This window comes from Nitrobacter sp. 62-23, from assembly GCF_001897285.1.
GTDB lineage: Bacteria > Pseudomonadota > Alphaproteobacteria > Rhizobiales > Xanthobacteraceae > Nitrobacter.
This window is the reverse complement of the sequence record NZ_MKSM01000064.1, coordinates 142,792-165,878: the sequence shown is the minus strand read 5'-3', so window position 1 is coordinate 165,878 and position 23,087 is coordinate 142,792. Positions and strand designations below refer to the sequence as shown.

Annotated in this window: 21 protein-coding genes; 15 read left to right on the top strand and 6 right to left on the bottom strand. The window is 62.7% G+C overall.

Features of this window, described 5'->3' with window-relative positions:
* The first annotated feature begins 6 nt into the window (after nt 1-6).
* The 6 genes from BGO16_RS06025 to BGO16_RS06000 all read left to right on the top strand — a co-directional run bounded on the left by BGO16_RS06025 (nt 7) and on the right by BGO16_RS06000 (nt 6,685).
* A complete protein-coding gene (locus BGO16_RS06025; protein ID WP_292617678.1) occupies nt 7-1,152 on the top strand; it encodes an isobutyryl-CoA dehydrogenase in 1,146 nt (381 codons plus the stop codon).
* A complete protein-coding gene (locus BGO16_RS06020) occupies nt 1,149-2,222 on the top strand; it encodes an enoyl-CoA hydratase/isomerase family protein (protein ID WP_292617676.1) in 1,074 nt (357 codons plus the stop codon). The genes BGO16_RS06025 and BGO16_RS06020 overlap by 4 nt, the downstream gene beginning before the upstream one ends.
* 27 nt (nt 2,223-2,249) lie before the next feature.
* Nucleotides 2,250-3,149 (top strand): 3-hydroxyisobutyrate dehydrogenase, encoded by a 900-nt coding sequence (gene mmsB / locus BGO16_RS06015; RefSeq protein WP_292617675.1) that lies wholly within the window; start codon nt 2,250-2,252, stop codon nt 3,147-3,149.
* Nucleotides 3,146-4,879: an AMP-binding protein gene (locus tag BGO16_RS06010; RefSeq protein ID WP_292617674.1), complete on the top strand. Its 1,734-nt coding sequence runs from the start codon at nt 3,146-3,148 to the stop codon at nt 4,877-4,879. The genes mmsB and BGO16_RS06010 overlap by 4 nt, the downstream gene beginning before the upstream one ends.
* A 3-nt stretch (nt 4,880-4,882) precedes the next feature.
* On the top strand, nt 4,883-5,362 hold the full coding sequence (locus BGO16_RS06005) for a MaoC family dehydratase (protein ID WP_292617673.1): 480 nt from the start codon (nt 4,883-4,885) through the stop codon (nt 5,360-5,362).
* 63 nt (nt 5,363-5,425) lie between these two features.
* Complete coding sequence (locus tag BGO16_RS06000; RefSeq protein ID WP_292617672.1) at nt 5,426-6,685, top strand: TIGR03862 family flavoprotein; 1,260 nt, start codon at nt 5,426-5,428, stop codon at nt 6,683-6,685.
* A 111-nt stretch (nt 6,686-6,796) separates the two neighbouring features.
* On the opposite strand, the gene BGO16_RS05995 is transcribed toward BGO16_RS06000, so the two are convergent.
* The 3 genes from BGO16_RS05995 to BGO16_RS05985 form a co-directional block, all read right to left on the bottom strand.
* Nucleotides 6,797-7,336, bottom strand: a complete 540-nt coding sequence (locus BGO16_RS05995) for an RES family NAD+ phosphorylase (protein ID WP_292617671.1) — start codon at nt 7,334-7,336, stop codon at nt 6,797-6,799.
* A 722-nt stretch (nt 7,337-8,058) separates the two neighbouring features.
* The gene (locus BGO16_RS05990) at nt 8,059-9,873 is read right to left on the bottom strand and encodes an ATP-binding cassette domain-containing protein (protein WP_292617670.1); all 1,815 of its coding nucleotides are present in this window, start codon (nt 9,871-9,873) and stop codon (nt 8,059-8,061) included.
* A gap of 4 nt (nt 9,874-9,877) precedes the next feature.
* Complete coding sequence (locus BGO16_RS05985; protein WP_292617669.1) at nt 9,878-10,348, bottom strand: YaiI/YqxD family protein; 471 nt, start codon at nt 10,346-10,348, stop codon at nt 9,878-9,880.
* 306 nt (nt 10,349-10,654) lie between these two features.
* Between BGO16_RS05985 and BGO16_RS05980 the strand changes: the two genes are divergently transcribed.
* Nucleotides 10,655-11,650 (top strand): Ppx/GppA phosphatase family protein, encoded by a 996-nt coding sequence (locus tag BGO16_RS05980; protein WP_292617702.1) that lies wholly within the window; start codon nt 10,655-10,657, stop codon nt 11,648-11,650.
* Between the two features lie 128 nt (nt 11,651-11,778).
* A complete protein-coding gene (locus BGO16_RS05975) occupies nt 11,779-12,483 on the top strand; it encodes an RlmE family RNA methyltransferase (protein ID WP_292617668.1) in 705 nt (234 codons plus the stop codon).
* On the opposite strand, the gene BGO16_RS05970 is transcribed toward BGO16_RS05975, so the two are convergent.
* Nucleotides 12,471-13,148, bottom strand: coding sequence for a class I SAM-dependent methyltransferase (locus tag BGO16_RS05970; protein WP_292617667.1), 678 nt, complete (start codon nt 13,146-13,148; stop codon nt 12,471-12,473). The two genes, BGO16_RS05975 and BGO16_RS05970, sit on opposite strands and share 13 nt — an antisense overlap.
* 84 nt (nt 13,149-13,232) lie before the next feature.
* Nucleotides 13,233-14,705, bottom strand: coding sequence for a DHA2 family efflux MFS transporter permease subunit (locus BGO16_RS05965; RefSeq protein WP_292617666.1), 1,473 nt, complete (start codon nt 14,703-14,705; stop codon nt 13,233-13,235).
* A 119-nt stretch (nt 14,706-14,824) separates the two neighbouring features.
* Here BGO16_RS05965 and BGO16_RS05960 point away from each other — a divergent pair, with 119 nt between their 5' ends.
* The 7 genes from BGO16_RS05960 (at nt 14,825) to BGO16_RS05930 (ending at nt 22,566) form a co-directional block, all read left to right on the top strand.
* Entirely contained in the window at nt 14,825-15,073 is a 249-nt protein-coding gene (locus BGO16_RS05960) for a hypothetical protein (protein WP_292617665.1), read from the top strand.
* Nucleotides 15,074-15,248: 175 nt separating this feature from the next.
* Nucleotides 15,249-16,745, top strand: a complete 1,497-nt coding sequence (guaB, locus tag BGO16_RS05955) for an IMP dehydrogenase (protein ID WP_292617664.1) — start codon at nt 15,249-15,251, stop codon at nt 16,743-16,745.
* Between the two features lie 134 nt (nt 16,746-16,879).
* On the top strand, nt 16,880-17,497 hold the full coding sequence (locus BGO16_RS05950; protein WP_292617663.1) for a hypothetical protein: 618 nt from the start codon (nt 16,880-16,882) through the stop codon (nt 17,495-17,497).
* A 35-nt stretch (nt 17,498-17,532) separates the two neighbouring features.
* Nucleotides 17,533-17,952, top strand: a complete 420-nt coding sequence (locus BGO16_RS05945; protein WP_292617662.1) for an MAPEG family protein — start codon at nt 17,533-17,535, stop codon at nt 17,950-17,952.
* Nucleotides 17,953-17,980: 28 nt separating this feature from the next.
* Nucleotides 17,981-19,279, top strand: a complete 1,299-nt coding sequence (locus tag BGO16_RS05940; protein WP_292617661.1) for an RsmB/NOP family class I SAM-dependent RNA methyltransferase — start codon at nt 17,981-17,983, stop codon at nt 19,277-19,279.
* Nucleotides 19,280-19,369: 90 nt separating this feature from the next.
* A complete protein-coding gene (gene guaA, locus BGO16_RS05935) occupies nt 19,370-20,992 on the top strand; it encodes a glutamine-hydrolyzing GMP synthase (RefSeq protein ID WP_292617657.1) in 1,623 nt (540 codons plus the stop codon).
* 314 nt (nt 20,993-21,306) lie between these two features.
* Complete coding sequence (locus BGO16_RS05930; protein WP_292617656.1) at nt 21,307-22,566, top strand: tyrosine-type recombinase/integrase; 1,260 nt, start codon at nt 21,307-21,309, stop codon at nt 22,564-22,566.
* Here the strand turns inward: BGO16_RS05930 and BGO16_RS05925 are convergent.
* Nucleotides 22,556-22,816 (bottom strand): AlpA family phage regulatory protein, encoded by a 261-nt coding sequence (locus tag BGO16_RS05925; protein ID WP_292617655.1) that lies wholly within the window; start codon nt 22,814-22,816, stop codon nt 22,556-22,558. The two genes, BGO16_RS05930 and BGO16_RS05925, sit on opposite strands and share 11 nt — an antisense overlap.
* Between the last annotated feature and the right edge of the window lie 271 nt (nt 22,817-23,087).

Here is a 23,087-nt window from a genome sequence, read left to right as displayed (position 1 = left end):
CCACGTATGCAGTTCGCGCTCACCGAGGATCAGGTCGCCGTTCGCGATATGGCGCGCGCTTTCGCGGCCGACAAGATCGCACCGTTCGCGCTGAAGTGGGATGAGGAGAAGCACTTTCCGATCGATGTGATGCGCGAAGCTGCGGTGCTCGGCATCGGCGGCATCTATATTAGGGATGACGTCGGCGGCTCGGCGCTGAGCCGTTTCGATGCTGCGCTGATCTTCGAGGCGCTGGCGCAGGGCTGCCCAACGGTATCGTCGTTCATTTCAATCCACAACATGGCCGCGTGGATGATCGATGCCTATGGCTCGGATGCGCAGCGGCGCAAATGGCTGCCGAAACTCTGCGCCATGGACCTGTTGGCGAGCTACTGCCTCACCGAGCCCGGTGCCGGCTCGGACGCTGCGGCGTTGCGGACACGCGCCGTGCGTAACGGCGATCACTACGTGCTCGACGGGCAGAAGCAGTTCATTTCCGGCGCGGGCAAAAGCGACATCTATGTCACCATGGTTCGTACCGGCGACGACGGGCCGGGCGGCATTTCGACGCTGGTGGTCGAACGCGACACGCCGGGCCTTTCGTTCGGCGCGAACGAACGCAAGATGGGATGGAACGCGCAGCCGACCCGCGCCGTGACCTTCGACAACGCGCGGGTGCCGGTCGCCAATCGACTTGGCGACGAGGGCATCGGCTTCAGGATCGCGATGGCCGGCCTCGACGGCGGGCGGCTGAACATCGCCGCCTGTTCGCTCGGCGGCGCGCAATCGGCGTTCGACAAGGCGCTTGCTTACATGAAAGAGCGTACGGCGTTCGGCAAGCGGCTCGACGAATTTCAGGCATTGCGATTCAAGATCGCCGACATGGCCACCGAGCTGGAAGCGGCGCGGACGTTTCTGTGGCGTGCGGCCTCCGCGCTGGACCGCAAGGACCCGGACGCGCCTGCGCTGTGCGCGATGGCAAAGCGCTTCGCCACCGACGTCGGCTTCGATGTGGCCAATCAGGCGCTTCAATTGCACGGCGGCTACGGCTATCTCAGCGAATACGGAATCGAGAAGATCGTGCGCGATCTGCGCGTCCATCAGATACTTGAAGGAACCAATGAAATCATGCGGCTGATTATATCGCGCAAGCTGATCGAGGGTACGCGATGACTGCTCCGGCCGGTATGGAGCCGGATCTGATTGCACGGCGTGAGGGGGGCGTGGGTATCATTCGCCTCAACCGACCGAAGGCGATCAATGCCGTCACGCTCGATATGATCCGGGGGATTGACAGGGCGCTGGACGGATTTGAGGCGGATCCCGCTGTCGGTTTGATTCTGCTTGAGGGAGCGGGCGAGCGCGGCCTGTGCGCAGGCGGCGATATCCGCACGCTCTGGGAAAGCGCGAACGAGGGAAGCAACCTCGGCAAGATTTTGTGGCGCGAGGAGTATCTCCTCAACGCGCGGATTGCGAAGCTCGCCAAGCCCTATGTCGCTTTCATGGACGGCCTAGTGATGGGCGGCGGCGTCGGATTGTCGGCGCACGGCGCGCACCGTGTCGTCACCGAGAGAACGCGGCTTTCCATGCCGGAAGTCGGTCTCGGCTTCTTTCCGGATGTCGGCGGCACCTGGCTGTTGTCACACGCGCCGGGCGAAACCGGAACGTATTTCGGGCTGACCGGCCACCCTATGAACGGGGCGGACGCCATCTACGCCGGTTTTGCCGATGCCATCGTGCCGTCGCGAAAACTCGCTGCGCTTCGCGAAGCGCTGGTCGATCTCGACGCCGGCGCGGAGTCGGCCCGCGTGAGAGCCGCAATCGCGGGCTTTGCAACGGGCGAAGCGACAAGCCCCGTTGCGGCGATCAGGCCGCGGATCGATGCATGGTTCGCTCATGGTCGAATGGATGATATCATCGCAGCCCTCCATCGTGACGCGTCCGAACTCGCACGTTCGACGCTCAAGACGCTGAACGAGAAATCGCCGCGCGGTTTAGTGGTGACGCTCAAGCTGTTGCGGCTGGCGCGCGCGTCGGCCACGCTGGAGGAATGTCTTGCGCGTGAATATCGTGCAGCGCTTGCGGTATTCGCGAGCGACGACTTTCGCGAAGGCATTCGAGCCGCCGTTATCGACAAGGATCGCGAGCCGAAATGGTCGCCTCCGCGGATTGAGGAAATTACGCCGGAAATGATCGCTCCGTATTTTGCTAATATCAGCGCGGATGAACTCGTATTCGACTAGAGAAGAAACCTCGATCGGAGGATGAGCATGGCGGCCATTGCGTTCATCGGTCTCGGCAACATGGGCGGACCCATGGCCGCCAATCTGGTCAAGGCCGGTCATGACGTGATCGGCTTCGATCTGGTCCCGGCGCTGACGGATGCGGCGAAGGCGAATGGCGTAGCGGTCGCTGACAGCGCGGACAGGGCGGTGAAGGATGCGAACGTCGTCATCACCATGCTGCCGGCCGGCAAGCATGTGATATCGGTTTGGACCGATGTTATTCCGTCGGCTGCAACGGACGCCCTGATGATCGACTGTTCGACTATCGACGTCGACAGCGCGCGGCAGGCCCACGCGTTGGCAGGGAAGGCGTCGCTGCTTTCGATCGATGCGCCGGTCTCGGGCGGCGTCGGCGGCGCCAGGGGCGCGACACTGACCTTCATGGCCGGTGGCGAGGACAAGGCATTCGCCGCGGCGAAGCCCATTCTCGAAGCCATGGGCAAGAAGATCGTTCATTGCGGCGATGCCGGCGCGGGGCAGGCGGCCAAGATCTGCAACAACATGATTCTGGGCATCTCGATGATCGCGGTCAGCGAAGCCTTTGCGCTGGCGGAAAAGCTCGGCCTGTCACATCAGGCGTTGTTCGACGTCGCTTCGACCTCGTCGGGCCAGTGCTGGTCGCTGACGAGCTATTGTCCGGTGCCGGGTCCGGTTCCGTCGTCACCGGCCAATAGCGATTACAAGCCCGGCTTCGCTTCGGCGCTTATGCTCAAGGACCTGACGCTTGCGCAGGAAGCGGCGAAATCCACGGGCGCCATAACGCCGCTCGGTCAGCACGCGCAGGAAATCTACAAGACGTTCGATGCAGCCGGAAACGGCGGCGTCGACTTCTCCGGCATCATCCGCTACATCCGCGCCCTTGCGGAGAACAGGGGCGGCAGATGACCACGTTTGCCGAGGCGCGCGAATTCCTGCTGCGGCATCGCACAGACTACGATGCCGCCGTCAATGGCTTCAAATGGCCGGACCCGGTGCCGTTCAACTGGGCGCTGGACTGGTTCGACGCTGGGCTCGCGACCGATCCGGCGAGCAAGACGCGGGCGGCGCTGTGGATCGTCGATGCCGCCGGCGGGGCTGAGACCAAAGTGACGTTCGAGGCGATGTCGCGGCGCTCGAACCAGGTTGCGAATTTCCTACGAGCGCAGGGCCTGAAGCGCGGCGATCACCTGCTGTTGCTGCTCGGCAATGTCATTCCTTTGTGGGAGACCATGCTGGCCTGCATCAAGCTCGGCGTCGTGATTATCCCTGCGACGACATTGCTCACGCCCGATGAATTGCGCGACCGCCTCGATCGCGGCCGCGTCAAAGCTGTCGTCGCGACGCAGGATCAGGTGGCGAAATTTACAAGCCTCGGTGGCGAGAGCCTGATGCGTATCGTCGTTGCCTCATCGGCGTTGCATACGGGCTGGCTACCCTATGAGGCGACGAACAATTTTCCGGAAAGCTATAAGCCGGATGGTCCGACGAACGCCGACGACCCGATGCTGCTGTATTTCACATCGGGCACCACGGCGAAGCCGAAGCTGGTGCGGCACAGCCAGCGCACCTATCCCGTCGGGCATCTGTCCACCATGTACTGGATCGGGCTGAAGCCCGGCGACATTCATCTGAACATTTCCTCGCCGGGATGGGCCAAGCACGCATGGAGTTGCTTCTTCGCGCCGTGGAATGCAGGCGCGACCATCTTCATCTGCAACCAGCCGCGCTTCGACGCCAAAAGCCTGCTGGCGACTATCGGGCGCTGCGGCGTGACGACGTTGTGCGCGCCGCCGACGGTATGGCGATTGTTCATTCAGGAAAAGCTGTCGGAGTTCAAGGTCGCGCTACGCGAAGTCTGCGGCGCGGGCGAACCGCTCAATCCGGAAGTGATCGATCAGGTGAAGTCAGCGTGGGGTTTGACGATACGTGACGGCTACGGCCAGACCGAGACCGCCGCTCTCGCCGGCAATTCGCCGGGACAGAAGGTCAAGCTCGGCTCGATGGGGCGGCCGCTGCCGGGCTATAAAGTGAAGGTGATCGACGCGGACGGCAATCCGGCTACCGAGGGCGAGGTGACGTTGGCGCTCGGCGGAGATCGGCCTGCCGGGCTGATGCAGGGCTATCAGGGCGAGAAGGGACAACTGAGCGGCGCCGATGGCGATCTTTATCGCACTGGCGACGTGGTGTTCGTCGATGACGATGGCTATCTCACCTTCGTCGGCCGGTCGGATGATGTGTTCAAGTCGTCCGACTACCGCATCAGCCCGTTTGAACTGGAGAGCATTCTGCTCGAACACGATGCGGTGGCGGAAGCCGCCGTGGTGCCGAGCCCCGATCCGATCAGGCTGGCGGTTCCGAAAGCATACGTTCTATTGGTCGGCGGCGCGGAGCGATCGCGCGAAACCGCGCTGTCGATCTTCAGGCACATGGCCGAACGGATGGCGCCGTTCAGGCGTATCCGAAAGCTTGAATTCGTCACCGAATTGCCCAAGACGATTTCGGGAAAGATCCGTCGTGTCCAGCTTCGCCGTCTTGAGTACGACAACGATCGCGGCGATGCATTGCGCGGCGTCGAATTTTGCGAAGGGGACTTTCCGGAGCTTCAGGCGCTGAAATCGAAAGCTGCGGAGATCTGAATTGTGAATAACGTCTGGAAGACCACGTCGGTTTCGCTCGATGCCTATCGACAAATGGTCGGACAGGAGATCGGCGTGTCCTCGTGGCACCTGATCGACCAGAAGCGGATCGATGCCTATGCCGACGTGGTCGACGACCATCAGTTCATCCATGTCGATCCGGAGCGGGCCGGTCGCGAAACTGAGTTCGGTGCCACCATCGCGCATGGATTCTTGACCTTGTCGCTGCTCAGCGTCATGTCATACGAGGTGATGCCGCGGGTCGAGGGCGTCACCATGGGTGTCAATTACGGCTTTGACCGCCTCCGGTTCATCTCGCCGGTCAAGTCCGGCTCCCGTGTCCGGGGCCGCTTCATGCTGACCGAGGCATCGCTTCGCAAACCCGGCGAGTTGCTGTCGCGCACCGCCGTCAGCGTGGAGATCGAGGGCGGGAAGCGGTCGGCGCTGGTCGCCGACTGGCTCGCCGTTCTGCACTTTTCCTGACGGCTCGCGCTCGTGCCGTGATGGGTTATGGCAGTATGCGGCTGAGTCAGGCATACCCATCGCATGCCTGACGTTCTCCATGTCCAAGCCGCGATTATCGGCGCCGGTCCCGCCGGCCTGATGGCTGCGGAGGTTCTCGCGAAAGGCGGCGTGCGCGTGACTGTGTTCGACGCGATGCCGTCCGCGGGCCGCAAGCTCCTGATGGCGGGCCGCGGCGGGCTCAATCTGACACACAGCGAGCCGCTGCCGCAATTTGTCACGCGCTACGGCGCGGCAGAGTCGCATTTGCAATCCGCCGTTGATGCGTTCACGCCGGAGGCCTTGCGAAAGTGGGCTGACGATCTCGGACAGCCGACATTCGTCGGATCGAGCGGGCGGGTGTTTCCGAAAACGCTGAAGGCCTCGCCGCTTTTGCGCGCGTGGCTCAAGCGGCTCGATATGCTTGGCGTGGCGCTGGCGCTGCGGCATCGCTGGAGCGGTTGGGATCGCGATGGCCGCCTTGAATTTCAGACGTCCGAAGGCGAGCGCATGGTTATGGCCGACGCGACGATCATGGCGCTCGGTGGCGCGAGCTGGCCGCGGCTCGGCTCCGATGGTGCGTGGGTTGAACAGCTGGCGGGCAAGGGGGTTGCTGTCTCGCCGCTACAGCCGGCCAATTGCGGGTTCAGCGTGCCGTGGAGCGACGTTTTTCGCGATCGTTTCGAAGGTCAGCCGCTGAAGAACGTCGCGCTGTCGTTTGGCTCGCACAATGTGCGCGGCGAGGTTCTCATCACTCGTGGCGGGACCGAGGGCGGCGCGATCTACGCCCTTTCGGCGATACTGCGCGAGCACATCAACGCCTCAGACCATGCGACGCTTCACATCAACTTGCGGCCCGATATCGCGGCAGCAGAACTCGCAGTCCGGTTGAGCGCATCGCGCGGGAAACAATCCGTCTCGAACTGGCTGCGCAAGGCCGCCGGTCTTTCGCCCGTTGCGATCGGCCTGTTGCAGGAAGCAGCGAGAGCTGCCGACGATAGCATAGCATCGATGCCGCCGCCTGCGCTCGCGGCGTTGATCCGTGCTGTTCCCGTGATGCTGACTGGAGTAGCGCCGATCGCGCGTGCGATTTCGTCCGCGGGTGGAATTGCATTTAACGAACTCGATGAGGACTACATGATCCGCCGGCTGCCGGGCGTGTTCGCCGCCGGAGAAATGCTGGACTGGGAAGCGCCGACCGGCGGGTATCTGTTGCAGGCGTCGTTCGCGACCGGCGCGGCGGCCGGGCGCGGCGCGCTGAAATGGCTGCGGCATCCTCCATTATTACGGATGCAAGCCTGGTAGCCCGAAATACGATCCGCCGCGCACTTGCCGACGCGAATACTTGGACCTTCCTCGTGCGGGCTGAGAATTGCCAGGGCGAGGCGCACGTTAAGCCTGACGCATATCGACCAGCTACAAGCCCCATCTTGGGCCATCAACCGAAAGTTGGATCGCGATGGGATCACCGATAACCTCGACTGACGGGCCGCCAAATTCGTTCCAGCGGAACAAGTTGACGTGCCACCCACCCGGGATCATCCGTGAGCGGTCAATGATGCCATCTGCGCCAGCCGCCCGCACCGCGTCCGCATTGCGCCACGAAGGTGCTTCCAGCCCAGCTTCGAGGGCTGGCCGCCATCGTGCGTTTGAAAGGTTGCGGTCGATGCCGAGTATCCGACAGGCTTCCTCGTCGTGCTGATCGAACACATGAGCATCGCTGACCATCAGTGGCACTGCGACACGGAGATGGCCATCTTCACGTATGTAGCCTGACACCGCGATCATCGCCCATTCCAGTTTTGGGCTCATATAGAGCGTGGCTTGTCCCGGACGATGATAACGGCCCGCACTTTCCGGTCCTGGGGGTGCCAGCACATCACCTACACGATCAGCTAAAACAGACCGGAAAAATGGACCGCTAACTGTCTTCAGCCTGATCTGTTTTGCATTCATCATCCAATCCCAAGCGGAGTAGGTGCTTGCCCTATCCTGAATTCTCGTCCTTTCGGATTATATAGCGGCAAAGAGAAGATGCTGTTCACAAGGGCAAAGTAACGCGAACCCACGATGCAATCTCCACCGCTGTCGCGTGCGGATCGCTACCGCTATTATCAAATGTGTTTCTATAGTCTGCGCCGTCGTCGAAGAGGAATCGCGTTCGCCGTAGCTCAGGCATTATTGTAGGACTTAATAGCTTCTTGTGCGCCCGTCGTGATGGCAAAGCCATCCGGCGAACTTGCTCGTCAGGCTCGCAATCAAGCGTGGCCGAGTAAAGATGGCATTTCCGATCGCGGGCAAGGTGGCAAACCGCTTGCCAGTGCTCCTCTGCGAAGCCGCTCGGTCCCCCCGTTGCGATGACGTTTGTCAAGATGACGGGGACAGAGGGAGCCAATCGCAAGACGTATTCAAAAGCTATGTCGCGAACCCTGCGAGCTACATCATAGTATTCTGAACTACGGTAATCGGTCAGGGTAATTGCTACATTGAATAATGTGTGGCTATCCAGCAGCCTGCCTTCCAGAATATCGGCAAGCTCCAGTCCCACCGTAAGCTTCCCAACGCCAGGCCATCCGTTCAAACTTATTATCATTAGGCTGTCACTCTTCTCGCAACATTACCGATCCGCTATCGCGACATGACAGGGGACAATCAAGCGGCCTTGATCTGACGAACACTCAAACGCCCTCTATCTCCTCCCGCAGCATTTCCAGCTCCAACCAGCGATCCTCGGCCTGCTGCAATTCCTCCTGCGCTTTGGTTAAAGCAAGCGAGATCTTGTCGAAGGCCGCGCGATCTGTCGCGTAGAGGTTCGGGTCTTCCAGGCGCTGCTGTTGCTTTGAAATCTCGGCCTGAAGTTTCGCGATGAATTTCGGCAGCGTCTCCAGCGCGTGTTTTTCGTTGAAGGTGAGGCGTCGTTTGCCGGGCGAGGCCGTAGGCGCTGCCTTTGCAGGACGCTCCGCCTCGGATGCCGGCGCGGATCGCGGTGCCTCGCGGTTCAGGTCGGCGCCACGTTGCGCCAGCATGTCGGTGTAGCCGCCGGCATATTCGATCCAGCGGCCGTCGCCCTCGGGAGCGATGACCGAGGTCACGACGCGATCGAGGAAGTCGCGGTCGTGGCTGATCAGGATCACGGTGCCCTCATAGTCGCCGAGCATGTCTTCCAGCACGTCGAGGGTTTCCAGGTCGAGGTCGTTGGTCGGCTCGTCCAGCACCAGAAGGTTGGACGGCTTTGCCAGCGCGCGCGCCAGCATCAGCCGGCCGCGCTCGCCGCCGGACAGCACCTCGAGCGGCGTGCGCATCTGCTCCTGCGCGAACAGAAAATCCTTCATGTAACTGACGACGTGCTTCGGCGTGCCGCCCACCATGACGTGATCGCCGCGTCCGCCGGTCAGCGCTTCCGCCAGTGTCGATTTTGGGTCGAGGCTTTCGCGGTGCTGGTCGAGCGTCGCCATCTCGATGTTGGCGCCGAGCCGCACCGCGCCGCCGTCGGGCGCATCGGCTCCCGTAAGCATGTTGATTAATGTGGTCTTGCCGGCGCCGTTGGGGCCGACGATACCGATGCGGTCGCCGCGCTGGATGCGGATCGAAAAATTGTCGACGATCCTTCTATCTCCGTAACGCTTGCCAATGCCCTTCGCCTCAATGACGAGCTTTCCGGATTTGTCGGCTTCAGCAGCGGCGAGGGTCGCGCTGCCGGCGGTGCCGCGATAATCGCGCCGCTGCCGGCGCAGTTCATGCAGGCCCGCCAGCCGCTTGACGTTGCGCTTGCGTCGGCCCGAGACGCCATAGCGCAGCCAGTGTTCCTCGGCGACGATCTTGCGGTCGAGTTTGTGCTGGTCGCGCTCTTCCTCGGCCAGCACCTCGTCACGCCATTCCTCGAATTTCGCAAAGCCGCGGTCGATCTGCCGGATATGGCCGCGATCGAGCCACGCAGTGCTGCGCGAGAGGTTGGACAGGAAGCGCCGGTCATGGCTGATCAGCACCAGCGCGCAGCGGCGCGAGCCGAGTTCGCCCTCCAGCCATTCGATGGTCGTGAGATCGAGATGATTGGTCGGCTCGTCCAGCAGCAGGATGTCGGGCGAGGGCGCCAGCACCCGCGCCAGCGCCGCGCGCCGGCTTTCGCCGCCGGAGAGATGCGCGGGGTCTTCCTCGCCGGTGAGGCCAAGCTGTTCGACCAGATAACGTGCCTGATAAGGGTCGTCGCCGGGGCCGAGCCCGGCCTCGACATAAGCGAGCGTGGTTTGGAATCCGTCGAAATCCGGCTCCTGCGGCAGATAGCGCACCGTGGCGCCCGGTTGCACGAAGCGGTTGCCGCTGTCGGGCTCGCTCAGTCCGGCAGCGATCCGCAGCAGCGTCGATTTGCCGGAGCCGTTGCGGCCGATCAGGCATAGCCGCTCGGACTCGAATACCGTGAGTTCCACGCCGCCCAGCAGCGGCGTGCCGCCGAACGTCAGAGCGATATCCTTCAACTGGATCAGCGGCGGCGCCATGGTTTCAGTCCTGCTGCGCATGGGCGCGCTGGATGCGCCGGATGGCCTGGTCCAGCGCCGACAGGAACGCCGAGCGGTCGCGCGGCTGGAACGAGCGCGGGCCACCGGTGACCTCGCCGCTGGCGCGAAGGTCGGTCATCAGGTTGCGGACGGCCAGCGTCATGCCGATCGATTGCTCCGTGAACGGCTTGCCGTTTGGCGCGATCGCGCTGGCGCCCGCCTTGACGCAGCGGCTCGCCAGCGGGATGTCCGCGGTGACGACGACATCGCTTTTGCCGGCGCGCGCCGCAATCCAGTCGTCGGCGGCATCCATGCCGGGTCCGGCTGCGATACGCTCGATCAGGGGATCGTCGGGCACACGGATATATCCGCCCGCGACGACGCTGACCGGCAGGCCGTGACGCGCGGCGACGCGATAGATCTCGTCCTTCACGGGGCAGGCGTCGGCATCAACGTAGATACGGATGGAGGTCAACGGCGGATCATCGGGCTTTGTGAGCGTCGTGGCAGCGCGTGTTACTCCATATCACGGAAGATTGCGACACCGGTTTTTTGCAGTGCGATAGCTTATCGAGCCCCTCCGTCGGCGGCCATCCGGATGGATGAGGCCGGTTGCACTGGCGGGCTGCGCTGCTAAACTTTCCGTGAAAAAGGCATTGCTCGTTGAGCGGGTATTTCGAACTGACGTTTGCCCCCGCGGAAAGACGATTTCATGAATGACGATACGTTGTGTCGCGTTGACCCTGAGCCGCGCGGCAGTCCGCAGGAACCAGCCATGACCATGGCAAGGGCCCTCGGCGAATCGCCGGTCGACGGCTCCGGTGTTTACGCCGCGCTCGATCTGGGCACCAACAACTGCCGTTTGCTGATTGCCTGCCCGGCAAACGGGAGTTTCCGCGTGATCGACTCGTTTTCGCGGATCGTCCGGCTTGGCGAAGGAATCTCGTCCACCGGTTGTATCAGCGAGGCGGCGATCGAACGCGCCATCGCCGCGCTCATCGTGTGCCGCGACAAGATGCGTGCGAGGAAAGCAGACCGGCTGCGGCTGATCGCGACGGAGGCGTGCAGGGCGGCGTCGAATTCCGAGAGTTTCCGCAGCCGCGTCGCTGCCGCGACCGGCATCGAGCTGGAGGTGATCGATCGGGAGACCGAAGCCGCGCTCGCGGTGGTCGGCTGCTCGCCGCTGATTCATCCGAAAGCGCGCGGCGCGATTCTGTTCGACATCGGCGGCGGTTCGACGGAACTGGTCCGTATCGAACGCGACCGCGAAGGCGGTGAACCGCATACCAAGGCATGGATGTCGCTTCCGATCGGCGTCGTAACGCTGGCCGAGCGCTTTGGCGGACATGACGTCACACCGCAGTCCTATACAGCGATGATCGACGAGGTCACGGCCAACCTTGGCGCGTTCGCCGCCCAGCATGGCTTCAATCTCTACGGGATGCACCTTCTCGGCACCTCGGGTACGGTGACCACGCTCGGCGGCCTTCATCTCGGCCTTGCGCGCTATGACCGCCGCAAGGTCGACGGAATCTGGATGAACGACATCGAAATTACCCAGGCCATCGCGCGGCTGTGCGGCATGGATTATCAAAAACGGGTGGCCAACGGCTGTATCGGGGCCGAGCGCGCCGATCTGGTTCTGGCCGGGTGTGCCATCCTGGATGCCATTCGGCGGGCCTTTCCGCTGCCGCGGCTGCGGGTGGCGGATCGCGGCCTGCGCGAGGGCATGCTGGTCGAGATGATGCGCGAGGACGGCGTCATTCAACTGAATTGATGCACAAGACGGCGTCACGTCGTTCACCTATGATCCGGCAACCCATCCAGGCGCGGTGGTTCCAAAGCGCGCTTCAGCGGCTTGTTCTTTGATGGATGCCGGATCAAGTCCGCGCAAGACAGTTAGACATGGCGAAAGACACCACCGGCCGGCTGCGCGTGACCGTCAAGACCGGCGGCAAGCGAAAACTCTCGTCCAAGCTCTGGCTGGAGCGGCAGCTCAACGATCCCTATGTCGCGCAGGCCAGGCGCGACGGCTGGCGTTCGCGCGCCGCCTATAAGCTGATCGAGATGGACGACAAGTATCATTTCCTGAAACCCGGTCTGGCGGTGGTCGATCTCGGCGCGGCGCCTGGCGGCTGGAGTCAGGTTGCGGCCCGGCGCGTCGGCGCAGCCGACGGCAAGGGCAAGGTGATCGCCATCGATCTTCTTGAGATGCCGGAGATCGTCGGCGTGACGTTCGCCCGGCTCGACTTCCTCGATGCCGATGCGCCGGAAAGGCTGACCACGATGATGGAAGGCGGTGCGGATGTCGTACTGTCCGACATGGCGGCCAACACCACGGGTCATCGCAAGACCGATCAGCTCCGGATCGTCGGTCTGGTGGAGAGCGCGGCCGCGTTCGCGGCTGACGTGCTGCGGCCCGGAGGGACGTTCATCGCGAAGGTGTTTCAGAGCGGGGCGGACGCCGATCTGCTGGCGCAACTCAAACGCGATTACCGGACGGTCCGCCATGTGAAGCCGGCCGCGAGCCGGCAGGATTCGTCGGAGCGTTATGTGATGGCGACGGGATTTCGCGGTGGCTCCAAGGGAACGCCGGCTCACCCGGCGTAGGATATCCAGCCTTTGAAGCTGAGCCCGGCATAGAACAGGCTGACGGCCGCGAAGCCGGCTTCTCGCAGCATTGCTTCCTCTTCCTCGGGTGCGAGGATCGAGAGCCTCGTAGCTATGGCCTGACGCGAGTTTTCCATCTGCGCGGAAGTCATGTCGCTTCGCGCACCGAATGCGACGTGGCGAGCGATCCAGGCGGATCGTTCCGGTTCGGCTTGCGGAAAACTGATATGGGCGACAACCAACGGAGCGCCCGGTTTGAGGCGTCGCCGGAGCTGTTTCAAAGTTGCCAGCCGCTCGTCGCGGGGAATGAAGTGGAAAGTCAGCAATGACGTCGCGCCGTCGAAGGGACCTGGCGGAGCATCGTCGATATAGCCTTCGTGCAGGCGCATGCGCCCGGCATGGTGTCCGACCGTCTGCTCGGCGAGCCGCAGCATGGGAACCGACGGATCCACCGCATCGAATGACCAGCCGGCGTGAGATTCCGCGAAGGATTTAAGCTCCAGGCCGCCACCCGCGCCCAGCACCAGCACACGGCCATTTTCGGGCACCCGTTCCGCAAGCAGCATTGCCGTCATTCGATGCAGATCGAAGAAGCCTGGCACCTGACGCGGCGGGCCTTCAGCGTAGGTGCTCACGGATGGTCCGGAAAATGGGGAGGGGTCCATATACGAAATCTCTCCTATGGTTCTGGCGTCAGGAACGCGTGCGTGAAAGATCAATGAAGCCGCGTGACGATATAGCGGCGACGTTCAGTTCAGCTTCTGATCCCGGGCGGTGACGGTCTCGCGGGCGGCTTCCTCCTCGGCCTCGGATTCGCGGGTGGGATCGGAGATCACCACCATGCGCCGCCCTGACACCTGATGGCCGGCATCGGCGGGCATCCGGAAGAAGTAATAGGACGACGTCGCCGCCAGCACCGAGACCACGAGAAAGCCGGGTCCGAAATCCGCGGCTGTCAGCTCGGTGCTGTGGTGGAACGCCATCGTGGCCTCCACCGAGAAGGCGCCGAGCGCGACGCCCGCTGAAATCGCCAGTTGCTGATTGACGCTGACCAGCGTGGTGGCGCGACTCATCCGTTCAGGTTCGACATCGGCATAGGCCAGCGTATTGATCGCGGTGAATTGCAGCGAGCGGAAGAAGCCGCCGACCACGAGAATGATCATGATCAATAGCAGCGGCGTGGTGACGGTGAACAGCGCGCAGGCCGCGAGGAAGGCTGAGCTGACGACCGCGTTGACCGTCATGATGTTGCGGAAGCCGAAGGCGCGGATGATGCGCGCCGCCAGTGCTTTCATGCCTATCGCGCCGACGGCCGAGGAGAATGTCACAAGTCCGGAGCCGAACGGCGACAGACCGAAGCCGATCTGCATCAGAAGCGGCAGCAGGAACGGCAGCGCGCCGACGCCAAGGCGGAACAGGAAACCGCCGTAGATGCTGGCGCGCAGCGTCGTCAGCCGCAGCAGTGTCAGATCGAGCACCGGGGAGTCGGTGCGCCGGGCGTGTATCACGTAAAGCGCCATCGAGATCGACCCGAGGCCGATCAGCGCGATCACCACCGTCCATGGCAGCAGGTTGAGGCCGGCGACGGAGAGGCCGAAGGCGATGCCGCCGACGCCGACGCCGGCCAGCACCATGCCGTAGAGGTCAAAGCGTTCGAGCTTCTCGCTGCGGATCGGGTCGATGAAGCGTTGCGCCAGCACGATGCCGATGAGGCCGACCGGGATGTTGATCAGGAAGATCCAGTGCCACGAGAAATAGGTGGTGATGAAACCGCCGAGCGGCGGGCCGACCACCGGTCCGACCAGGGCAGGCACTGTCACCCATGCCATCGCGTTGACCAGTGCGCTTTTGTCGATCGAGCGCAGCAGTACCAGGCGGCCGACCGGCGTCATCATCGCACCGCCCAATCCTTGCACGGTCCGCGCGATCACGAAATCCGTCACCGACGATGACAGCGCGCAGCCGATCGAGCCGATCATGAACACGGCGATCGCCACGCTGAAGACGGTGCGCGCGCCGAACCGGTCCGCGGTCCAGCCGCTCGCCGGGATGAATATCGCGAGCGACAAGAGATACGAGGTAATCGCGAGCTTCAGCGTCAGCGGGCTGGTGCCGATATCGGCGGCGATCGCGGGAAGCGAGGTCGCGATCACCGTCGAGTCCATGTTTTCCATGAACAGCGCGGCGGCGACGATCAGCGGGATCAGGCGTTCCTTGGTCATGCGGGCTCAGGAGGAGCAGGCGGATCGGGAGCGGGGCTGTAGCATCGATTGGTGTCAGCGCCTATTGCGCAGCGGGCGGGTCTTCCTAAATCCTGGGTGGAGTTTTGGGAGGCCAAACCATGATCTACGTGCTTGCCGCCTTGCTGCCGCCGATCGGGCTGTTGTTCAACGGGCAGCCGTTCTCGGCCATCCTCAACGTGGTCCTGATCGTGTTTTGCGCGATTTTCGGGCTGGTTTTCCATATCCTGCTCCTGGTGCCGTCCGCCCACGCGCTGATTGCGGTCCACATGAAGCGGGAGGATCGCCGGCACCGCCAGGTAGTCGATGCGATCCGGGAGCACGGGCCGCCGCCGAACTATCCGCGCTGAACGGGGAAAATCCCCGCATGGCAGCCAAACGCTTTGATTTCAGTGGCTGCCATGCTATCGACCACCGCCAACCCAGCCGATGGAACCAGATTCGACGGCGACGCCAAGGTGTCGACGGCATGTGTTCCATCCCGAGGTCGTATCGCGGCGAAACGGCCGCTGGATGGAGTTGGCGATGGCGCATGCAAACGGATTTCGGGATATCAAGGAAGCCTATACCTTCGACGACGTGCTGCTGAAGCCCGGCGCGTCCGATATCCTGCCTTCCGAGGCCGATATCCGCTCCCGCGTGACCCGCGACATTCCGCTCAATATCCCGATCATGGCGTCGGCCATGGATACCGTCACCGAAGCGCGCATGGCGATCGCCATGGCGCAGGCCGGCGGCCTTGGCGTTATCCACCGCAACTTCGATGCGGAAGGTCAGGCCGCGCAAGTGCGGCAGGTGAAGAAGTTCGAGTCCGGCATGGTGGTCAACCCGCTGACCATCGGTCCCGATGCGATGCTGTCCGATGCGCTGGCGTTGATGAGCGATCACGGCTTCTCCGGCATTCCGGTGGTGAGCGGCGGCAGCGAGACCGCGCCGGGCAAGCTCGTCGGCATTCTGACCAATCGCGACGTTCGCTTCGCCACCGACCCGCGGCAGAAAATTTCCGAACTGATGACGCATGAAAATCTCGTGACGGTGCGCGAGGGCGTCAGCCAGGAAGAAGCCAAGCGGATGCTGCACAAACATCGCATCGAGAAGCTGCTGGTCGTCGACGACCAATATCGCTGCGTCGGCCTTATCACCGTCAAGGACATGGAAAAGGCGGTGGCGCATCCGCTGGCCTGCAAGGATGCGCAGGGCCGGCTGCGCGTCGCGGCGGCGACCACGGTCGGCGAAGGCGGCTTCGAGCGCACCGAGCGCCTGATCGACGCCGGCGTCGACCTGATCGTGGTGGATACCGCGCACGGCCATTCCAGCCGCGTGCTCGAAGCGGTCAACCGCATCAAGCGGCTGTCGAACGCGGTGCGGGTGATCGCCGGCAACATCGCCACCACGGAAGGCGCGCAGGCGCTGATCGATTCCGGCGCCGACGCCATCAAGGTCGGCATCGGCCCGGGTTCGATCTGCACCACCCGCATCGTGGCCGGCGTCGGGGTGCCGCAACTCACCGCCATCATGGACGCGGTCGATGCGGCGCGTAAGGCCGACGTGCCTGTGATCGCCGACGGCGGCATCAAGTCTTCCGGCGATCTCGCCAAGGCGCTCGCCGCCGGCGCGGACATCGTCATGGTCGGCTCGCTGCTTGCGGGCACCGACGAAACGCCGGGCGAGGTGTATCTGTGGCAGGGCCGTTCATATAAGGCCTATCGCGGCATGGGGTCGGTCGGGGCGATGTCGCGCGGCTCCGCCGACCGCTATTTTCAGCAGGACATCAAGGATACGCTGAAACTCGTGCCCGAGGGGATCGAGGGGCAGGTGCCCTACAAGGGGCCGGTCGGCAACGTCATGCACCAGCTCGCCGGCGGCTTGCGCGCGGCCATGGGGTATGTCGGCGCGCGCAACATCGCCGAATTCCACGATAAGGCGCGGTTCGTGCGCATCACCGGCGCGGGCTTGCGTGAAAGCCATGTCCACGATGTCACGATCACGCGGGAAAGCCCGAACTATTCCGGCACCGCCTGACGACGATCGCCCAAATTGAGCCGCACAGCGGCGCCAAAACGCGATACTGTCCGTATTGTACAACCCAGGTTTGGGGCCGCTGCATCGTTTCCCTGGAATGACATCACGGTTCCATTCGGACGAGAATTTGGAACATGATCGATTGGACGGACGACAGGCTGGCGGCGCTTTCGGATTCCGACCTGAAAAATCTGCTCGCCAATGCGGAGCGGAAGTCAGTTGATGATCTCGTCGCGCGATGCCAGGCCGAACTCGAGAAGCGCAATGCATTGAAGCCGCGCAAGGCCGCAAAGCCGCGCACCGAGCTGAAGGATTTCGAGCGCGACATGTCGGCGCAGCTTGCAGGCGTCGGCCGGCGCATGGCGGAGAAATACGATTTGTCGGAGGAGACCGCGAAGGCGAAATCGGCGGGCGTGAAGGGTTTTCGCGCGCACAAGCTCGTCGGCAGCGATGGGCAGGCCAAGCTCGGAGGATTGCAGCGCGCGGGTTTCGTTGCCATCGATCGCTATATCTCCTATCGGCGCGGCAACGATATCGTTTCACTCGGCGTATTCCTGCCCAAGGATCAGGATATTTCGGAACACAAGTTCTTCGTGATCGCGCCGCAGTCGATGCTCGACCGCGCCGAGCCGGTCGATGCCATCCGCGACAATCACGGGCAGAAGCAGTCCGCCGACGGCGGCCTCGTGTTCGATGATCTGGAGAGCGCAACGGCCGCTTTCGACAAGGTTCTGGCCAGGATCATGGCTTGATGGGTTGTTTCGCCGCCGGAAAACGGGGCTAATAAATGTCTGTTCAAATGGTACTGCTCCCGGTGTTCGTGCTCATCGGGCTCGCGTTCGCGTTGCTGTTGGGGATGGCGGTCGCGCGGACGCGGTCTTTGAGGTCCGGCGAGACCCGGTTCAAGGACATCGCGCTTCGCGAACCGAACTGGTCGCTGCGCGCCACCCAGATCGCGAACTGCTTCAGCAACCAGTTCGAAGTGCCGGTGCTGTTTTATGTCCTGATCGCGCTGGCATTGCCGCTGCGTCACGCCGACCTTGTCATCGTCGTGCTGTCGTGGGTATTTGTCTTCACACGGTTCGTCCATGCCGGCATCTTTGTGACATCGAACAACGTCCCGCGGCGGGGAATGGCGTGGTTCGCGGGAGTGGTGGTGCTGATGGCGATGTGGATTTATTTCGCGCTGCGCATCCTGCTCGTGTAAGCGCCGCGACTCCAATCGAAAGTCAGCCATGACGCCAGCCGCGCGGCTCTCTGCTGCCATTGAAGTGATCGAGGCTATCGACAGCCAGCGGGTGCCGGCTGCGAAGGCGCTGAAGGAATGGGGCACCGCCCACCGCTTCGCCGGCTCCGGCGACCGTGCCGCGATCTCGGGGCTGGTCTATGACGTACTGCGCCGGCAGGCCTCCAGCGCCTGGATCATGGACGACGATACGCCGCGCGCGCGCCTGCTCGGGATGCTGAGGCTGGAGCGGGGGCTCCACATCGATGCGATTGCGGCGCTGTGCGACGGCGGCCGCTTCGCGCCCCAACCGCTTTCCGACGCCGAACGCGCGGCGCTGGCCTCGCGCAGCGTCGCGGATGCGCCCGCGCATATCGCCGGGGATTATCCGGAATGGCTCGATCCGCATCTTGCGGAGATCTTCGGCGATGACCGTGCGGCGGAAGCCGCGGCGATGGCGAGCCGCGCGCCGCTCGACCTGCGCGTCAATACGCTGAAGGCCAAACGCGAGAAGGTGCTTACCTCGCTGCGACATCTCGGCGCGACGGCGACGCCGTGGTCGCCGCTGGGCTTGCGGATCGCGCTTGGCGCCGATGCCCGCAATCCCGGCGTCCACGCCGAGGAGGATTTCATCAAGGGGGCCGTCGAGGTGCAGGACGAGGGCTCGCAGCTCGCGGCGCTGTTGTCCGGCGCGAAACCCGGCGAGCAGGTGATCGACCTCTGCGCCGGGGCCGGCGGCAAGACCCTGGCCCTTGCGGCCATGATGCAGGGCAGGGGCCGTCTCATTGCGACCGATCGCGACAAGCGGCAGCTCGCGCCGATCCACGAACGGCTGTCCCGCGCAGGGGTTCATAACGCGGAAGTCCGCTCTCCAAAGGGGGAGGAGGATCCGCTGTCCGACATCAAGGCGTCAGCCGATCTCGTGCTGATCGATGCGCCCTGCACCGGGACCGGCACCTGGCGGCGCAACCCGGACGCAAAATGGCGGATGCGGCCGGGCGCACTCGAGGTCCGTTTGAAAGACCAGGCGGAAGTACTTGAGCGTGCTGGCAATTTCGTCAAACCAGGCGGCCGTCTCGCCTATATCACCTGCTCGGTGTTGCCGCAGGAAAATGGCGAGCAAATCCGGAAGTTTATCGGCCGGCATCCAGATTTCACGGTAACGCCGCCGTCGCAGACCGCTGCCGTGCTGTGGGACAGGACGGACGACTTTCTCGCTGCGGTTTACCTCTCTGACGAGGGGCTTTTGATGACGCCGCGTCGGACCGGAACGGACGGTTTCTTTGTCAGCGTCTTGCGGCGAGGATAGGTGTTCCTTCCACCTCGAGGGGAGAGGTGAACGTGTGGGCTTCCATCCTTTCCCGTTGCGACGCCGATGCCGGTCGCGTAATTCCTCGCCATGACAGCCTCCAGCAAAGCCTCCGCGTCAGCATCCAGCCCCTCCGTCGGCGCGACCTCCGCGCACGACAAAATTCTCATCGTTGATTTCGGTAGCCAGGTCACGCAACTGATTGCCCGGCGCGTGCGCGAGGAGGGCGTCTATTCGGAAATCGTCCCGTTCCAGAAGGCGGAAGCGGCTTTTCTTGAGATGAAGCCGAAGGCGGTGATCCTGTCGGGCGGGCCCGCTTCCGTGCTCGAGCAGAATGCCCCAGCGGCGCCGATGTCGGTGCTTACCGCGGGCGTGCCGGTACTGGGGATTTGCTACGGCGAGCAGACCATGGCCCAACAGCTCGGCGGCGCCGTCGAAGCTGGCCATCATCGCGAATTCGGCCGTGCCGCCATCGAGGTCACTGAGCCTTGCGCGCTGTTTGAGGGCGTCTGGGAAAAGGGCGGCAGATACGACGTCTGGATGAGCCATGGCGACCGCGTCACCAAACTGCCCGATGGCTTCCGCGCAGTGGCGAAGGCGCCGGGCTCGCCGATCGCGGTCATCGCTGACGACGCGCGCAGGTTCTATGCCATGCAATTCCACCCCGAGGTGGTGCACACTCCCGACGGCGCGAAACTGATCCGCAATTTCGTTCGCAAGGTCGCGGGGCTCACCGGCGACTGGACCATGCGCGCGTTTCGCGAGGAGGCGATCGAGAAGATACGCGCTCAGGTCGGCAAGGGCCGGGTGATCTGCGGTCTGTCCGGCGGCGTCGATTCATCGGTGGCGGCGATCCTGATCCACGAGGCGGTCGGCGACCAGCTCACTTGCGTGTTTGTCGATCACGGCATGCTACGCAAGGACGAGGGCAGGACGGTGGTGGACCTGTTCCGCCATCACTACAACATTCCGCTGGTTCACGTTGATGCGTCAAAGCAATTTTTGGGCGAACTCGCCGGCGTCACCGACCCTGAAGCGAAGCGCAAGACCATCGGGCGTCTGTTCATCGACGTGTTCGAGGCCGAGGCCAAAAAGATCGCAGCCTTGGGAAAAGGATCGGCGGAATTCCTGGCGCAGGGCACGCTCTATCCCGATGTGATTGAGAGCGTGTCGTTCACCGGCGGCCCGTCGGTGACGATCAAATCGCACCATAATGTCGGCGGACTTCCGGCCCGCATGAACATGAAGCTGGTCGAGCCGCTGCGCGAACTTTTCAAGGACGAGGTCCGTGTATTGGGGCGCGAACTCGGGTTGCCGGAGATTTTCGTCGGTCGCCATCCGTTTCCCGGCCCCGGGCTTGCGATCCGTTGCCCCGGCGAGATCACCCGCGAAAAGCTCGATATCCTGCGCGAGGCCGACGCAATCTACATCGACCAGATCCGAAAAGCCGGGCTTTACGATGAGATCTGGCAGGCGTTCGCGGTGCTGCTGCCGGTCAAGACGGTCGGTGTGATGGGCGACGGACGCACCTACGAATACGTCGTCGGCCTGCGTGCGGTAACCTCGACCGACGGCATGACCGCTGATTTCTATCCGTTCGATATGAAATTCCTCGGCGAAACTGCAACGCGCATCATCAACGAGGTGAATGGCATCAACCGTGTTGTCTATGATGTGACATCGAAGCCGCCGGGTACGATCGAGTGGGAATGATTCACTTCCGGCGCGGTCTATCGCGGTCTTTCTCAGAAATCATCGTAACATACTGATATAGAACTTATTTTCTTAGGAAGTCTTTCGCGATGGATCGGGCGCCAACGGCTCGGTCTGACGGTCTTTATGACGGTCTCGGACATCCACAGACAACCCTTCAATGGAAAGACCGTCAACCCGCATTGGGCAGTGTCTGCTTAGAAATTCAGATAAATCATTGATGTTACATGTTAATCTATATGACTTGACGGTCTTTTTCGCGACGGACAAGATGACGGTCAAATCCACATCATCCTAGCCTTGCGAGGCCGAGAATGCTGACCGACACCGAGCTTAAGAGCCTGAAACCAAAGGCAAAAAACTACAAGGTGACGGACCGTGACGGTATGTACGTCCTTGTCATTCCATCAGGCACAAAAACCTTCCGAATGGACTACCGCCTGAATGGCCGGCGCGAGACGCTGACCATTGGTCGCTATGGCCCTGGCGGCTTGTCGCTCGCCGAGGCGCGCGATCGCTGTCTCGCTGCGAAGAAAGATGTCGCGGAGGGGCGCTCGCCCGCTCAGGAAAAGCAGCGCGCAAAGCGGCGCGTTGCCCTTGGCGAGACGTTCGGCGCCGTTGGTCAGCGCTGGATCAAGTCGGCACCGATGGCGGACAGCACCCGCGCTATGCGCAAGGCGATTTTTGATCGGGACATACTGCCTGTCTGGAAAAATCGCCTGCTTACCGAGATCACACCCGACGACCTACGGGCCCAGTGCGTCAAGGTGAAGGATCGTGGAGCGCCGGCGACCGCGATTCATGTTCGCGACATCGTCAAGCAGATTTACGCCTACGCGATATTGAATGGCGAGAAGGTCCCAAATCCGGCGGAGGAGGTTGGCCCCGCTTCCATTGCGACCTTTGCTCCGAAGGACAGGTCGCTCTCGCCAACCGAAATACGGATCATGTTCGAGCAACTGAGGCACGTCCCGACGTTGCCCACCATTCGGCTTGGCCTTCGGCTCATCCTGCTCACGATGGTGCGGAAGAGCGAATTGCTCGACGCCGTTTGGAGCGAAGTGGACTTTGAGAACGCCGTCTGGAGCATTCCCAAGGAACGGATGAAGCGCCGCAAGCCGCACAACGTCTATCTGTCACGGCAATCACTGGACATCATGATCGCGCTTAAGACCTGCGCGGGAAATTCCCGTTATCTTTTGCCGTCCCGATACGACGCGGATGCTCCAATGTCGCGAGCAACATTCAACCGCATCACGACGGCAGTTGCTGATCGCGCCAAGATGCTCAGATTGGCCCTGGAGCCATTCACGGTCCATGATCTGCGGCGAACCGGGTCAACGCTGCTGAATGAGATCGGCTTCAATAGCGACTGGATTGAGAAGTGCCTGGCGCACGAAGACGGCCGCAGTTCGCGCGGTGTCTACAACAAGGCCGAGTACGAACACCAGCGCCGTCACATGCTGCAAGAGTGGGCGGATTTGGTGGACGCTTGGGAGCAAGATCGGAATCACACGCCAGTGCTCTATCCGCCTGCAACGCAGTTTCCAGGCGTGATGGCTGCTACTGCCTGACCGGGCGCGTCTTCCGCTGCCGTACATCAGGCAAGGGGGCTCGTTTAATCAGCGAGGCCTCTGAGGCGCGTCGTCGTTGATCGATCCATTCTTCGACCTCTGCCAAATCCCAAACGACGCATCGCGCCGTGAGGTAGAAGCGGCGGGGAAACTCTCCGCGCTGCTCGAGTTCGTAGATGGTGGTGTCTGCCAAGGGCACGATCTCTCGCAGCTCAGCGCGTCGGATCGCTTTCCTTGTTGTCAGTGACATGGTGCGTCGCGGGACGTTCGTATCTTTGCTCATGGAAAGATACAAACAGATGGCCACCCCTGCGAAAAGACGGCGATGCCTCGGAGGGCGAACGCCTGAGTGCTAGGGCGTAGCGCATCGTAAAAATACCGGAACACAGGCAAAGATTTCGGGGCAGGCCTATTCGAGGCTTCATTCGTCCGCCCAGACCGACAGGATCAGCCGTGAGTTCTCATAGAGCCGCAACCGCTGGCACAGCCTGCACGTAGGTACGGAGAGCTTCGCTCGCTTT